The sequence below is a fragment of the Pseudomonas sp. Pseusp21 genome (genome assembly GCF_059492145.1).
Genome location: NZ_CP168520.1, coordinates 4,428,224 through 4,443,201, shown reverse-complemented (window position 1 = coordinate 4,443,201; position 14,978 = coordinate 4,428,224). Strand labels below are relative to the sequence as shown.

At 62.5% G+C, this 14,978-nt stretch carries 13 protein-coding genes and 1 pseudogene; 4 read left to right on the top strand and 10 right to left on the bottom strand.

Annotation, left to right across the window (positions count from 1 at the left end; all coding sequences use genetic code 11):
• Nucleotides 1–47: 47 nt before the first annotated feature.
• From ACEN93_RS20140 to ACEN93_RS20125, 4 genes are read right to left on the bottom strand one after another with little or no spacing between them, the layout of a single operon-like run.
• The gene (locus tag ACEN93_RS20140; RefSeq protein WP_085667760.1) at nt 48–605 is read right to left on the bottom strand and encodes a DUF4136 domain-containing protein; all 558 of its coding nucleotides are present in this window, start codon (nt 603–605) and stop codon (nt 48–50) included.
• Between the two features lie 53 nt (nt 606–658).
• On the bottom strand, nt 659–1,273 hold the full coding sequence (locus ACEN93_RS20135; protein WP_495610426.1) for a DUF4136 domain-containing protein: 615 nt from the start codon (nt 1,271–1,273) through the stop codon (nt 659–661).
• Between the two features lie 12 nt (nt 1,274–1,285).
• Nucleotides 1,286–2,035 (bottom strand): methyltransferase, encoded by a 750-nt coding sequence (locus tag ACEN93_RS20130; protein ID WP_039772509.1) that lies wholly within the window; start codon nt 2,033–2,035, stop codon nt 1,286–1,288.
• The gene (locus tag ACEN93_RS20125) at nt 2,035–2,337 is read right to left on the bottom strand and encodes a MazG-like family protein (RefSeq protein ID WP_007951009.1); all 303 of its coding nucleotides are present in this window, start codon (nt 2,335–2,337) and stop codon (nt 2,035–2,037) included. The genes ACEN93_RS20130 and ACEN93_RS20125 overlap by 1 nt, the downstream gene beginning before the upstream one ends.
• Nucleotides 2,338–2,480: 143 nt before the next feature.
• On the opposite strand from ACEN93_RS20125, the gene ACEN93_RS20120 reads away from it, so the two are divergent.
• Together ACEN93_RS20120 and ACEN93_RS20115 are read left to right on the top strand one after the other, a co-directional pair.
• On the top strand, nt 2,481–2,774 hold the full coding sequence (locus ACEN93_RS20120) for a hypothetical protein (RefSeq protein ID WP_007951010.1): 294 nt from the start codon (nt 2,481–2,483) through the stop codon (nt 2,772–2,774).
• A 37-nt stretch (nt 2,775–2,811) separates the two neighbouring features.
• Entirely contained in the window at nt 2,812–4,161 is a 1,350-nt protein-coding gene (locus ACEN93_RS20115) for an MATE family efflux transporter (protein WP_103387223.1), read from the top strand.
• A gap of 9 nt (nt 4,162–4,170) precedes the next feature.
• Here ACEN93_RS20115 and ACEN93_RS20110 read toward each other — a convergent pair whose 3' ends face one another.
• The 6 genes from ACEN93_RS20110 to ACEN93_RS20085 all read right to left on the bottom strand — a co-directional run bounded on the left by ACEN93_RS20110 (nt 4,171) and on the right by ACEN93_RS20085 (nt 10,863).
• A complete protein-coding gene (locus tag ACEN93_RS20110; protein WP_039772951.1) occupies nt 4,171–4,965 on the bottom strand; it encodes a DUF4123 domain-containing protein in 795 nt (264 codons plus the stop codon).
• Nucleotides 4,962–6,311: a type VI secretion system Vgr family protein gene (locus tag ACEN93_RS20105; protein ID WP_495610425.1), complete on the bottom strand. Its 1,350-nt coding sequence runs from the start codon at nt 6,309–6,311 to the stop codon at nt 4,962–4,964. Before ACEN93_RS20105 ends, ACEN93_RS20110 begins: the two co-directional genes overlap by 4 nt.
• A gap of 232 nt (nt 6,312–6,543) precedes the next feature.
• Entirely contained in the window at nt 6,544–8,457 is a 1,914-nt protein-coding gene (gene speA, locus ACEN93_RS20100; protein ID WP_039772053.1) for an arginine decarboxylase, read from the bottom strand.
• Nucleotides 8,458–8,675: 218 nt separating this feature from the next.
• The gene (locus tag ACEN93_RS20095; RefSeq protein ID WP_007951016.1) at nt 8,676–9,047 is read right to left on the bottom strand and encodes a translation initiation factor Sui1; all 372 of its coding nucleotides are present in this window, start codon (nt 9,045–9,047) and stop codon (nt 8,676–8,678) included.
• Nucleotides 9,048–9,234: 187 nt separating this feature from the next.
• Complete coding sequence (locus ACEN93_RS20090; protein WP_039772051.1) at nt 9,235–9,792, bottom strand: NUDIX hydrolase; 558 nt, start codon at nt 9,790–9,792, stop codon at nt 9,235–9,237.
• Nucleotides 9,793–9,795: 3 nt separating this feature from the next.
• On the bottom strand, nt 9,796–10,863 hold the full coding sequence (locus ACEN93_RS20085) for a DUF2333 family protein (RefSeq protein WP_039772049.1): 1,068 nt from the start codon (nt 10,861–10,863) through the stop codon (nt 9,796–9,798).
• A 428-nt stretch (nt 10,864–11,291) separates the two neighbouring features.
• Between ACEN93_RS20085 and gcbA the strand changes: the two genes are divergently transcribed.
• The gene (gene gcbA, locus ACEN93_RS20080; protein WP_210709663.1) at nt 11,292–12,962 is read left to right on the top strand and encodes a diguanylate cyclase GcbA; all 1,671 of its coding nucleotides are present in this window, start codon (nt 11,292–11,294) and stop codon (nt 12,960–12,962) included.
• 1,490 nt (nt 12,963–14,452) lie between these two features.
• Nucleotides 14,453–14,959, top strand: a pseudogene (locus ACEN93_RS20075) (methyl-accepting chemotaxis protein); the annotation flags it as partial.
• Between the last annotated feature and the right edge of the window lie 19 nt (nt 14,960–14,978).

Genomic DNA, 14,978 nt, shown 5'->3' with positions numbered 1-14,978 from the left:
CCCATAAAAAACGGGAGCCATTTGGCTCCCGTACTTTTTCAACAGACTCAACGCGGTGGATAGTTGGACAGAATCCGCGCCACGGTTTCACGGATGGCATTGCTGCGATCCGCCGGGTTCGGCGTGCGGCTGAGTATTTGCTCGTCGCTGCCGCGCCACACCAGTTTGCCGTCCTTGCCGTCGAGCAGATCGACCTGAATGGTCGCCACCTTGTAGGTGATGTTGCGGGTTTCGTTGTACATCGGCGCGCCCCAGTAACCGTTCCACGGGCCACCCCAACCGCCGCCGTAGTTGGTGGTCACCTGTTGCTGGCGGTCCTCGACGATCAGGTAGGTCTGCACATTCAAATCACCTCGGGCGCCCGAGGCGGCAGGGCGCAGGCCCCGCTGATCCAGTTGGTCGGCGACGGCCTGGCGGATGCGTTGTTCGGTCAGATCACTCTTGATCCGTGGATCGTCGGGGCGGTATTGCAGGGCGGGATCTTTCCAGCTCCAGCTGCGGTAAGCGGCAAAGTCGCGGCTGGCGTCGAAATCATGATTGACCTGGTTCGAGGCGCAGGCACTGAGCAGTGCGGCCACGGCCAGTAAAACAAGACGGCGGAACATGGTTTTTCTCCGGTGGAAGACATGAACCTGAGGGCGCCTTCATTTGCAGAAGGCTAACCGGGAGGATACGCCGACATGGCCTTTTCGACAGCCTCCCGAATCGCATCGGTGCGATCACTTTGCGTGCCCTGGGTGCCGGTTTCGGCGCTGGCGCTCCAGACCGGCTGACCACTGCCGGCGTCGAACAGATCGACCCGCACCACCACGACCTGTTCCTGATAGGACCGAACGATCGGCACCGTGTTGTACATCCCGTAACCGCGGCCGTAACGGTCATAACCGCCGTATCCGCCGCCGTAGTAACCGTAATCGTCCTGCACCTGACGCAGGCGGGTTTCCAGGCTCAGGTTGGCACTGACCAGCAGATCGGCCGGGCGGTTGTCATGCAGCGGGCGCAGACCGCGCTGGTCCAGCGCACTGCTGACGGCTTCGGCCACTTGCGCCGAATCCGCCCAGGCCGTGCCCGGTGGGAGTTGACCGTTGAGCCATGCCCAGCTGCGATAGCGCCCGTAATCCCGTGGCGGCGCAGGATAAGCGCTGCGGTCGAAGGTGGTCGCCGCTTGCGGTGGGGCCGGCGGCAACGGTCGCGACTGCGCCACATAAGGGTTGCTGCCCTGGCAGGCGGCCAACCCCAGACAGATCAGCAGTAACCCTGAATGACCTTTCATATCTCGCTCCGATCAGATCGGCCGGCAGATCCAGTGCAAGTAGCGCCCAAGCCCGGCGAAGCTTGGGTGACGACGGTGGGCGAGCTCCATCTCGAGCAAATCAATCAACTCGGCGCGGGCCTGGAATTCCATCGGCATGTAATCGTGGAAAACCCGCACCCCGCTCTGGGTTTCGACCTGCCACAACCCGGCGAGTTGCGTCGCCAGTTCCCGTGGATCGAGTGGCTGCTGCGGGGTCAGGCTCTGCTTTTCGCCGGCCAGGTCGTTCCTGCGCATTTTCTTGAAATGGCCTTTGAGCAGGTTCCGGTAAATCAGCGCATCGCGATTGTAGAACGCCAGCGACAGCCAGCCGCCAGGCTTGGTCAACTGATGCAGCACCGGCAGAATCGCGTGGGGCTCGGCCAGCCATTCCAGCACCGCATGGCACAGCACCAGATCGTAGGGTTCAGTGAGCTGGCCGAGCAGTTCCTGCCAGGGCGCCTGAATGAACGTCGCGCTTTGCCCGGCTTCGGCAAAGCGCTGGCGGGCGCCTTCGAGCATCGGTTCGGCCGGCTCGGTGAAGGTCACCTGGTGCCCGCGCTCGGCCAGCCACAGCGACATGTGGCCCAGGCCGCCACCGATATCCAGCACCCGCAACGGACGATCCGGTAAGGCTTCGGCGAGGTCGGCCTGCAACACGGCGAGGCGGATCGCGCCTTTGGCGCCACCGTAGATTTTTTCGGCGAAACGGGTCGCCAGCTGATCGAAATGACGGTCGCTCATCAGCTGAACCGCCGTTCGCTGTCGGCGAGTTTGCTGCGCACCACTTCATTCATGTCCAGCCCCAGTTCGCTGCACAGCAGCAACAGATAAAGGACGATGTCACCGACTTCCTGCCCGGCGTGGGCGAGTTTGTCCGCCGGCAATTGGCGGGACTGGTCTTCGGTCAGCCACTGGAAGATTTCCACCAGCTCGGACATTTCCACGCTGGCGGCCATGGCCAGGTTTTTCGGGCTGTGAAATTGCCGCCAGTCATTGCGGTCGCGAATGGCGTGCAGGCGTTCGGTCAGTTCAACAAGGTTCATCGGGCTCTCCTGAAGGCGTATAGCTTCGGGGGGATGCGGAGCGAAGGCAAGCGCCAGTCGCCCGTTAAAACCCTCTATGCTTGCAGGGAACTCGACCGCACCGGCTGCGGCCCAAGGCTCAGCTCTTTCATCAGGAAACAGACATGCAGGTAGAAAGCTTTTTCGAATGGCTGGGCCAGGCGCTCGGCTCGATCATCCGCTTCATCGTCGATGGCCTCAGCGGCCTGTTCAATCTGCTGGGCAACGCCGGGGGCAACTTTGTCGACGGGCTGTCGAAGGCGCTGGGCATGGACACGTCGATCATCAGCATCATCGCGCTGATCGTCGGCCTGATGCTGTTGTGGTCGGCGATCCGCGCATTCATGAATGCCTCGATCATCGCCGGGATCATCTGGTTGCTGCTGGGATTGTGGCTGCTGAGCTGGATCATTCACTGACGCCTCCCGTTACAATGCCGCTCCCCAAGGAGCCCGCATGTCCAACCTGATCGCCGACTGGCGCGACCGCCCGACCCATCACCGGGTCTGGGCCCTCGCCGCCCCCATGATCCTCTCCAACATTTCCGTGCCGCTGGTGGCGCTGGTCGACAGCACCGTCATAGGTCACCTGCCCCACGCTCATCAACTGGGCGCTGTGGCGGTTGGCGCCAGCCTGTACACCTTTCTGGCCTGGGCCATGGGTTTTCTGCGCATGGGCACCACCGGTTTCGCCGCCCAGGCCGCCGGGCGCAGCGACGGCGCGGCCTTGCGGCAGATATTGCTTCAAGGCCTGCTGCTGGCGATGGGGCTGGCGCTGCTGCTCGGAGCGCTGGGCGTACCACTGAGCGGGGTCGCGCTGCACTTCATGCAACCGTCGGCGGAGCTGGATCAGCTGACCCGTGACTTCTTCCACACCCGCCTGTTCGGGCTGCCGGCGGCGCTGGCCAGTTATGCGCTGGTCGGCTGGTTCCTCGGCACCCAGAACGCCCGGGCGCCGCTGGCGATTCTGCTGAGCACCAACCTGATCAACATCGTGCTCAACCTGTGGTTCGTCATCGGCCTGGACTGGGGCGTGGTCGGTTCGGCCCGCGCATCGGTAATCGCCGAATGGAGCGGCGCCCTGCTCGGCCTGTGGATGACTCGCAGAGCCTTGCGCGCCTATCCCGGTCACATCGCCTGGGCTGCTCTGAAAGTCTGGCAGAGCTGGCGTCCGCTGCTGGCGGTCAACCGCGACATTTTCATCCGCAGCCTGGCTCTGCAATCGGTGTTTTTCCTGATCACCGTGCAGGGCGCGCGACTCGGCGATGCCACGGTCGCGGCCAATGCGCTGCTGCTCAACGGCCTGCTGCTGACCGCCCACGCACTGGACGGACTGGCCCACGCCGTCGAAGCCCTGTGCGGCCACGCCATCGGCGCCCGTGATCGTCTGGCCCTGCGCCGTTCGCTGGTGGTTGCCGGCGGCTGGTCGTTGCTGGCGAGCCTGGGCTTTGCCGCGCTGTTTCTGTTGGCCGGCCACCTGTTCATCGAAATGCAGACCGACATCCAGAGCGTGCGCGAAACCGCGTTCATTTACCTGCCCTACCTGGCCGTGCTGCCGTTGATCGCGGTCTGGAGCTACTTGCTCGACGGCCTGTTCATCGGCGCCACCCGCGCCCGGGAAATGCGCAACGGCATGCTGGCGACCGTGATCCTGCTGCTGCCTGTCGCTTGGGCGCTGCAAGGTCTGGGCAATCACGGCCTGTGGATTTCGTTCCTGTTGTTCATGGTGCTGCGCAGCCTGACTCTCGGGGGACTGGCGTGGTGGCTGCGACGCACCGATGGCTGGTTCAACGGTGCCGCTCACTGAAGCGATGCTTCATGACGGATCGTTCAGCCAGCGCCGACGCAACAGTTCGAGTCGTTCTCGCGGAGTCAAACCTTGCGGCAGCGGCATCAGCTCGGCACGCGGATGCAGCAAACGCAGCCACAACCAGTCGTCCAGCAGCGTCTGCTCGCTGAAGCCCAGCGCCAGACCTTGTTCCTGAAAGGCTGATATCAGCCGAAAGTTGTTTCCCGTCGCCTGACTCCAGCGCCAGACATGCTGATCCAGCAGGCAACGATGCAATCGTTCTCGCTGTTGACGGGTCAGGCTTTGCTCGATGCGCAGGGGCTCCACGGCCAGTCCCGGATTGCGTAGTTGCTGCCAGCCCTGACTGCCAGCAGCCAGATCGGCCCACGTGCCGCCGAACCAGCGCAGCCATCCGATCGGCCCGAGCCAGCAGCTCAGTTGCCGGGCATCGCAGGCATCGAAAAAGTAACTGGCGGTCTGCCGATTGTAGAAATTGAGCAGCGCCCGGTGATTGAGGCCGATGGACACGGTCAGCATCCGCTGCAAGTGTTCGCGCAGTGTCTGCGCCGAGACCTCGCTGCCCAGCAGCAGCCCTTGCCAGGTCATGGGATCGGTGTGGCAGAGCGCCGATAGCGCCGGGCAATCACGCAGGTCGATCAGCCATGGGCCTTGCTCACTGACCGGTTGAAACTCGGTACCGTCAAACAGCTGCAGGCTGTGCACACTGGAGAATCCCTGGCGTAACACCTTCACTGCCTGGGGTGCCTGTGCGATGTCCAGCAACAACCACTGCGCATGTTGCCCGGGGGCCGCGACGCTCATCTTCCGTCGCTCGTTTTGAGCCCGGCGACCAATCGACAGCTGCACAGTGACGCCGCGCAATGGCGATAACTGCCGCCCCCCGGTATCAGGCACAGCAACAACAAAGGCTCGGCCGCTTTCAACCATTGAGGCAGGCCCGCGCTTTCCAGACGCTCGGGCAGTGCTGACGGTGGATCATCCTCGATGGCTTCGGTGAGTGCCGGAACCTGCAGGACGCCACTGATCACGGGTTGCTCTGGGTCACCTTCCAGAAAGCTCACCACCACCTCCACCCCGTCCTTGAATGATGCCATCGGCGTATCGGCCAACGCCGGAGCCAGCGGCAACCAGCAGTGGCTGGGGCGGGCACCTTCGCCCTGATAAAGCCAGTCGAACTGAACGGCCACCGGCCGCACGGCATCAGGTTGCTCTTCCTCGACCGACACTACCCACGCACGCTGCGGGCTGCACATGCGCGCCCCCTGGTAGTCAATGGATGACTTGGGCACCGACAACTGGTCAGCGGCAAAAATCCTGTTGCTGTAGGGCGGCTCGAGTGACTGATCGGCCCGATGCTCGATTCGGCTCACCAGCCAGTGCGCATTGACGTCTGCCAGGGGCTGGCCGGAAATCGTCAACCAGTGACCACTGCGCAGGGTTGGCGAATCGGAATGCCCCTGCGCCGTACGTGTGCGCCGCGAGCATTCTGCGTTCAGCCGCACATGTTCGCCCAGTTGCCAGCGGCTCACTGTCGGCGACGGCTCTCCATCCTCGCTCTCGCATCGCAGGTTTCCGGCGCGTGGCAGTAGGGCCGGGTCATCCCCGAACACCAGGCAATGCCCCCGGCTCCCATGTTCGAAGTGATAGTGAATGCGTGCCTGCCCACACAACCGTTGCACCAGTTGCAGATCCGACTCGCCGTACTGGGTGCAGAATGTCCGGGGCGGATACACACCTTGCAGATCGAACCGGCGCCAGTTGCCACTGATGCCGTGCTCTCTGAGTACCTGATCAAGAATCTGCGGTACCGAGCGGTCACTGAAGATGCGTTGGCTGTAGCGCAGGCCCAGACAGCTCAACCGCGGCCCCAGCCGCGCCCGGCACAACCGGGCGCCGCGTCCTTGCTCATGCTGGACAAGGCTGTGCAACTGTCCGTGAACACCATTGCCACAAGGCCCGAAACACAGGTGCGCCGATCGATACATCAGTCCGGCCAGGTCCAGGTGCGGATCATCGACCAGCACATCGACTTCGAACGCAAAAGGCTCGCTGATGGCTTCGCAACCCGTAAATGCCAAGACTTCAAGCGAGTCGGACAGGCCCGCTACATCGAGACGAAACGACGGCTCGTCGGCTGGATCGAACATGGGGGGATTCTCTACAGGGGGGCGGGCGGGGATTCTCGCCGAGACCCATGGCCGAGTAGAGAGCCGAACTACAAATTCGGAAATGACCTACGCGAAAAGCAGACGACGTCACTTTGCTGGCCTGGAAGCAGGCCGTTTCGCGAAGAGAAAAAGAAGCGTCTCACCCGGTTATCTGAAACGTCCACGGTGGGCGGAACAATTTCAGACAACCAGATGAAAGCGGAACCTGGCCTCAGGAAGACAGGTAGGAAGAGCGGGTCAGACCCAGGCGCAACGCATCGAGGAACTGAGTGCGCTCGCTGGCGCTGATGCGGGCACTGGCGCACTTGTCGCGGTAGTGGGTCATCAGCTCTTCCGGCGACAGGTGCACGTAACGCAGCATGTCTTCGATGGTGTCGTGGGTTTCAATGCCGGCGTGATACACGCTGCCATCGGCGTTCTGATAGATGTTCACCGAGTCGGTGTCACCGAACAGGTTGTGCATGTCGCCGAGAATTTCCTGATAGGCGCCGACCAGGAACACCCCCAGCAGGTAATCTTCACCTTCGTTCAGCGCATGCACCGGCAGGCTGGTCTCGATGCTCTGCTCGTCGACATACTGGTTGATCTTGCCGTCGGAGTCGCAGGTCAGGTCTTGCAGAACGGCACGACGCAGCGGCTCCTCATCGAGACGGTGCAGCGGGATGATCGGCAGCACCTGATCGATCGCCCAGGTGTCCGGAAGGCTCTGGAACACCGAGAAGTTGCAGATGTACTTGTCGGCCAGCTTGTCGTTGAGTTCGTCCAGCACCTGACGGTGCGAACGCTGACGCGCTTTCAGCGAGTTGTGCAGGCGACGGCACACCGCGAAGTAGCACTGTTCAGCCAGGGCTTTCTCGGCCAGGGTCAGTTTGCCGTCGGCGTACTGGGCGGCCACGTCGCTCATATAGTGGGTGGCGCGCCAGTAGGTTTCGGTGACCATTTCGATGTCGGTCGGGCCGAGCAGGTCAACCAGCCACTGCACGGTTTCCGGCAGGGCTTCCTTGTTCTCGATCAGCGGGATTTCGTCGTTGTGTTTCTCGACGTCGGTGACCTGCACCACCAGCATCGCGTGGTGCGCGGTCAGCGAACGACCGCTTTCGGAGAAGATGTGCGGATGCGGCAGGGCCTGCGCATCGCAGAACTCCTTGAGCATGCCGACCACGACACCGGCGTAGTCGTCCATGTCGTAGTTGATCGAACTGGCGTTGCGCGAGTGGGTACCGTCGTAGTCCACACCCAGACCGCCGCCGACGTCGATGTGATCGACCGGCAGACCGAGGTTGCGCAGCTCGCCGTAGTAACGGATCGCTTCCTTGAAACCGTGCTGGTAGTCGGCCAGGTTGGCGATCTGCGAACCCATGTGGAAGTGCAGCAGACGGATGCCCTGATCCAGGCCCGCCGCGCGGAAACGCTCGACCACCGATAGCAGTTGCGCCGCCGACAGACCGAACTTGGACTTCTCGCCACCGGTGTCCGCCCACTTCGACGACGCCAGCGACGACAGACGCACGCGCAGGCCAACCTGTGGCTTGACCTTGAGCGAGGCGGCTTCTTCGATCACCAGACCGACTTCGGATTCTTTCTCGATCACGATGAATACATTGTGGCCGAGCTTCTGACCCATCAGCGCCAGACGGATGAACTCGCGGTCCTTGTAACCGTTGCAGACGATGGTGCCGCCCTTCGGCGCCAGTGCCAGCACCGCCAGCAGCTCAGGCTTGGAGCCGGCTTCCAGACCGATGGAAACGTTCTGGGTGGCGATGATGTTCTCGATCACCGCTTCCTGCTGGTTGACCTTGATCGGGTACAGCGCGGTGTATTTGCTCTGGTATTCCAGACGCTCGATGTTCGCATCGAAAGCGCCGGTCAGCTGACGGACGCGGTCTTGCAGGATGTCGGGAAAACGCACCAGCAGCGGCAGGGACAAGCCACTCTTGCGCAGTTGGTCGACTTGTTCGAACAGATCGATAGGCGAGCTGCTCGGGCCGTTCGGACGAACTTCGACGCGACCGGCGTCATTGATCGCGAAATACCCGGCCCCCCAATGGCGAATCCCGTAAACACTGCGGCTGTCCGCAACTGTCCATTGGCTGCCATCGTCTTTGCGTGTGCGTCGTACGGACATCGAAGTCCCCTATAAAGAAGTCATAGTGCGTCGCCTGATCGCAGGCCGGCGCAGTCTAAAGAATGAAAATGACGGTTCGTCAGCGCGGCGGTAGACCGCGCTGACAGCGTTGAGTTTAGAAACCGGTCATGAACAGGCTCTGTGAAAACCATGGAAACGACGTCAGGCCCAGGGACTCTGGAGCTGAATCAAGCCGCCGGTGGGTTTCACAGAGGCTGCTAGCCGCCGGACTTCTTCGCTTTGAAGCCGTGCTTGACCAACTCGGCCAGGAGCAGCTCGACATGGTCGCCCTGGATCTCGATGATCCCGTCTTTCAACGCACCGCCGGTGCCGCAACGCTTCTTCAACGTTGTCGCCAGCTCCTTGAGTGCGTCTTCGGCCAGAGGCACGCCGGTGATAGTGGTCACCGTTTTGCCGCCACGCCCCTTGCTCTCGCGGCGCACACGGGCAATGCCGTCGCCGGCGGGGATCACGGTTTGCTTGCAGATACAGGCGTCCACCGGCTTGCTGCATTCCGGGCAATGACGACCTGCGTCGGTGGAAAATACCAGGCCGCCCAGGGCGGCGAAGGATGCGGCTTTTTTGGCCACCGGCAATCCTCTCGGGAGGACAAAGACTGATCGCAGCCTTGGGCAAGGCTATCGACCGCGAAGCCCCACTCAGGCAGGGGCAGCGCTACTGCACCGGTTCTTCAATAAAAGCAGGCCGGTGCAGCTTGAAAAGGTCGCGCAGTGTAACGGCAAAAACGCCGATTGCTAAGTGCCAATCGGCGCCAATTTATGTGTTCTTTGCGACGTTGCTTTGCTGAGCCTTCAGATAACGTTTCAAGGCTGCCAGAGAGTCCGGGCAATAAGGCTTTTGCCGGATTTCCTGCATGACCTGTTCGACCGGAATGAAACGCGCTTCGAGCACCTCTTCCGGCTGCAGGATCAACGGGCCATCCCACACTGCCGAAAACGCCGAACACCACAGGCGATTGCCGGTGTCTTCGAAGTAGAAATGGTCGTGGGCCGTCAGCTCTACGCCACTCACGCCCAGCTCTTCTTCCAGCTCACGGGCCGCCGACTCGGCGTAGGTCTCGTCTGCCTGCACCATGCCGCCCGCCGCCACGTCCCAGTAACCGGGATAAATGGCTTTGCTCAACGTGCGCCGATGCACGCAGAGTTCACCGGCGGAGTTGAACAGCATGATGTAGGTACCACGGCCGATCAGTCCGCGTTCTCGCAGGTCAGAACGCACCAGGGCGCCGAGCAGGTTGTCCTGCTCGTCCACCCAGGCGATCTGTTCGGCATCCGAGGCGGCGCGGTGGGCCGCCTCTCTGGCGCTCTCGTCCATGACTCAGCCCTGATTGAGCAGTTGACGCAAATCGATCACGGCGGCGTTGGCCCGGGAAATGTAGTTGGCCATGACCAGCGAGTGGTTGGCCAGCACACCGAAACCGCTGCCATTGAGGATCATCGGGCTCCAGATCGGCTCCTGGGAGGCTTCCAGTTCGCGGATGATCTGACGCACGCTGACGGTCGCGTTCTTCTTCGCCAGCACGTCGGCGAAATCGACTTCGATCGCGCGCAGCAAGTGCGACAGCGCCCAGGCCTGGCCACGGGCTTCGTAGAACACGTTGTCGATCTGCATCCATGGGGTCTCGACGACTTCCTCATCGACCTGCGGCACTTCACCCACCGCCGGCACTTCGGTTTTCAGCGCGGTGTTGAGCTTGACCCGGCCAACGCTGGCCGACAAGCGTTGCGACAGCGACCCGAGACGGGTGCCGACATCACCCAGCCAGTTGTTCAGGTTGTCGGCGCGGGCGTAGAACAGCGCGTTTTTCTGGGTCGGGTCGGACAGGCGCGCCTGATAACGGCTCAGGGAGTTGATGCCTTCCTGATATTCCGACTCGCTGGACGGCAGGATCCAACTCTTGTTGTCGAAGTTGAAGCGCGGCTCGGCCTTGGCCAGGTCGGCGTCTTCAGCCGATTGCGACTGCGAGCGGGCGAAGTCCTTGCGCAGGGCGCGGGTCAGGTCGCGGACCTGCACCAGCACGCCGTATTCCCAGCTCGGCATGTTGTCCATCCACAGGCCAGGCGGGAAACGGTCGTTGGAAATGTAGCCACCTGGCTTGTCGAGCAAAGTGCCGGCAACGGTTTTCAGGGTTTCGACGGTGGTGTAGCCGACCACCATCTGCTTGCCCTCTTTCTCGGCGGCAACCTGAGCATTCTGCGCCACGGGAAACAATGCCGGCTCCTGGCTCCAGTACCAACCCAGGCCAATGGTCACCAACAGGTAAATGGCAACCAGCGTGGCCAGCGCCCGGCTGAACAACAGCCCGCCGACATAGCTGCGGGCGGCCGACTTGGGCTCGGCGGCACGTTCAGGCGCGCTGCCCGCGCGGTTCTTCCAGTCCAGCATGGCGATATCCTTTCAATCTTGGGTTCAACGGTTCGACCACAACCATACAACAACGTGCCTCGACCGGGCACCCGTCAATATTGACAGGCGCTGCCTCGCCACCCGACACAAGGCCGGGACAGACCGCCCTAAGGGATTCCCCGATAGCGAATTCATCGCCATTGCGCCGCCGATACCCGCAACGGGACAGCACAAAGACCCTGCCATCCCTTCCCCGCTCTCCAGTAAATTCATGGTTGCGCAGATTGGCAAATGCCCGGTAGATGGGGACTTCCCGGACGATCAGGTTCAAATTGAAACCCGGCAGTCAGAAACTGAATGATGTTGTACCGCAGATTATTGACGTACGACACTCATGTAAGGGAAAAGAGGTGCTAGCATAGAGCCACCAGTCGATCTCAGCATGCACCCTAACTAGTAGTCAGGATATGACCGAGCCAGAAGACCCCAGCCGTGAGCGCCTCAAGCACCACTTTGCCCAGCGGGTAATTCATCAGGCACGTCAGATTCTTGAGATATGGCAGCGCCTGCAACGCAGTGAGTGGTCCACTGCCGATCTCGCCGAACTGAGCGAGGCCAATCTGCGCCTGCTGCGTTTTGCCGAGCGTTTCGAACAGCCCGAACACACGCAGCTGGCCCGCCACATCAGCCAGTCGCTGGAAGCGGTGGACGCCAATCGCGGACGCCTGAGCAGCGGCCTGATCACCGATCTCAACCGTTTGATGCAGCGTCTGTCGCGCACCGGGCTGCGCCATGGCGATCAGCTCGATCAGACCTTCCTGCCGCCCTTGCGCAAACCGATCTACGTGATGCTGCAGGATCACGACCGCGCCGAGCGGCTGGCCAAGCAGCTGGAGTTTTTCGGTCTGAGCGCTCAGGCGCTGGACAGTGTGTCGGCGTTTCGCTCCTCGATGGTCGAGCGCCTGCCGGCCGCGATTGTCATGGACGTGGATTTCAGCGGTGCCGGCGTCGGTCTGAAGCTTGCCGCCGAAGCCCAGCAAGGTCTGGAAGAACCGCTGCCGCTGCTGTTCTTCAGCCTGCACGAAACCGACACCCCGACCCGCCTCGCGGCGGTGCGCGCCGGTGGCCAGGAATTCCTCACCGGCACCCTCGAAGCGTCGAGCCTGCTGGAGAAAATCGAAGTCCTGACCTGCGTCGCCCAGTACGAACCCTATAAAGTGCTGATCATCGACGACTCCCGCGCCCAGGCCCTGCACACCGAACGCCTGCTCAACAGCGCCGGGATCGTCACCCGCACCCTGATCGAACCGATTCAGGCGATGGCCGAGCTGGCGGACTTCCAGCCGGACCTGATCATCCTCGACATGTACATGCCGGCCTGCACCGGCACCGAGCTGGCCAAGGTCATCCGCCACAACGACCGTTATGTGAGCGTGCCGATCATTTATCTGTCGGCCGAGGACGATCTGGACAAACAGCTCGACGCCATGAGCGAAGGTGGCGACGACTTCCTGACCAAGCCGATCAAGCCGCGCCATCTGATCACCACCGTGCGCAACCGCGCCGCCCGCGCGCGCAACCTGAAGGCACGGATGGTCCGCGACAGCCTCACCGGCCTGTACAACCACACGCACATTCTGCAATTGCTCGAAGACTGCTCGTTCCGCGCCCGCCGCGAGAACAAGCCGCTGAGCTTTGCGATGCTCGACATCGACCACTTCAAACGGGTCAACGACAGCCACGGCCACCCCATGGGCGACCGGGTGATCAAGAGCCTGGCGCTGTTCCTCAAGCAGCGTCTGCGCAAGACCGACTTCATCGGCCGTTACGGCGGCGAAGAATTCGCCATCGTCATGCCCGACACCGATATCGAAGCCGCGCACAGAGTGCTCGACGAAATCCGCCAGCGCTTTGCCGAGATTCACTACCCGGCCCAGCCGCAGGATCTGTGGTGCACCTTCAGCGCCGGGGTGGTGGAGATGCGCGACGACTCCGACAGCCTGATGATGGCCAGCCAGGCCGACGAGGCGCTGTACCGCGCCAAGGGCGAAGGGCGCAATCGGGTGCAGACCGCTCGCGACTCAAAGCAAAGTGCCACTTTTTCATCGGAATCGCCCCAATCGGTCATAACCCTGTAACAGAACCGCAATAAATTCAGGCGCTTACCATTCTGCCGTTGGTAGCCGTCATGCGCCTGAAGTTGCTCACCAATCTCAATACTCTGTTGCTGGTCGCCGTCTGCGTGGCCCTCGGCGCCACGCTGTGGTGGTCGCAAAAAGCCCTGGAACGCCCGTATCTGTTGATGGAGCGTTACCTGGGGCTGTCGCAGCAATTTCAGAATGACGTGGCACGCAACGTCGGGGATTACCTCGCCAGCGGCGACGCCCTGCGCCTGAGCAGCGCCAGCCAGGCCATCGATCAGTTGCAGAAAGAACTCGACGAGCTGCCGCCCGCGCTGGCCGACACCTTGCGCCCGAGCCTCACCGGCCTCGATGAATTCAGCAAGACCGACCTGCTGGCCGCCGGCAAACTGGCCGGCGATCCGCAGGCCCTGCTGTTGCAGGCCGAACGCGAATTGAGCGCCAGCCTAGATCAGCTCAGCACCTACGCCGGCGGCAACGCGACCTACCTGACGCCCCTGCTCGTTGCCTCTCAACATCTGGGCAAACTGTCGCTGGCCCGGGACAAACTGGTCAGCAGCGGACGCAGTGAACTGGCCGCCGATGTCGAGCGCGAAGTCAGCAACATCCGCGCCCAGGCCCAGACGATCGATGCCCTGCCCTTGCTCGGCGTGGTCGCCAGCAGTGAGTCCGGCAGCGATGACTTCGCCGCGCTGATGGGCATCGAAAGCACCGAAAAAGCCGCCGCCGAAGACGCCGGCGTCGGTCTCAAACGCGAACTCAACAGTTTGCTCGGCCGTTACCCGGCGGAGCTCGCACGCACCCGCGAGCAGATCCAGAAACGCACCGACCTGAGCACCGCAACCCACCAGAAAATCGCCGCCGTGCAACAAGCCATCGCCGGCCTCGAACCGGTGGTACGCGCCCAGCACGGGCAGATCCAGGGCGAAGTACGGCTGATGCAAGGCGTGATGATCGGTCTGATTCTGCTGATCGCACTGCTGATCGATACTCTGCAGCGGCGCCTGGCCCGCACTTTGACCAACCTTGCCCCGGCGCTGTCGACCTGGGCCGAAGGCGACTTTAGTCGCGACATTCATCTGGGCAAGACCAACCGCGAATTGCACGACATCGAAGCCTCGCTCAATCGCCTGCGCGCCTATCTGGTGGATCTGGTCGGGACCATTCGCGGCAATGCCGAGCAAGTGGCCGGCAGCAGCCGCACCCTCGCCGAGCTGAGCAATGACTTGCACAGCGGTGCCGAACATCAGGCCGGCGATACGGCGCTGATCCGTGATTCCCTCGGCGAACTGGAAGCGACCATCCAGCAAGTGGCCGGCGATGCGCGCCAGGCCGCCGACGCCAGCCGTCATGCCGGACTGGCCGTCGAACACGGACAACAAGTGATTGGCCAAAGCCTCACCGGCCTGCACGCGCTGGTTGGCGAAGTGCAGGGCAATGCGCAAATGATCGAACACCTGGCCGAAGAGTCGGCGACCATCGGCGGCGTGCTGACGGTGATCCGCTCGATTGCCGACCAGACCAACCTGCTGGCGCTCAACGCGGCGATCGAAGCCGCCCGCGCCGGGGAAATGGGCCGTGGGTTTGCCGTGGTGGCCGAGGAAGTGCGCTCGCTGGCGCAACGCACCGCCGGCGCCACCGCCGAAATCCAGACCCTGATCGCCGGCCTGCAAACTGCAGCGAGACAATCGGTCGAGGGCATGCGCGCCCAGGTAGAACATGCCGAGGCCACCGCCAATCAGGCGCAATCGGCGGATGGTGCGCTGGACAGGATTGTCGGCGCGATCCAGACCATCTCCGACACTGCGATCCGCATTGCCGAGATCACCGCGCAACAGAGCGGCGCGGTCAGCGAGATCCGCGATCACAGCGAGCGGATTCACCAATTGGGCGGGGACAATCTGCTGCGTATTGGCCAGGGTCGCGAGCAAGGCGAGAACCTGCTGTTGCTGGGCGGCCAGTTGCACACCGCTGTGCAGGCGTTCCGCGTGTGACACACAGCGCAGGGCCAAG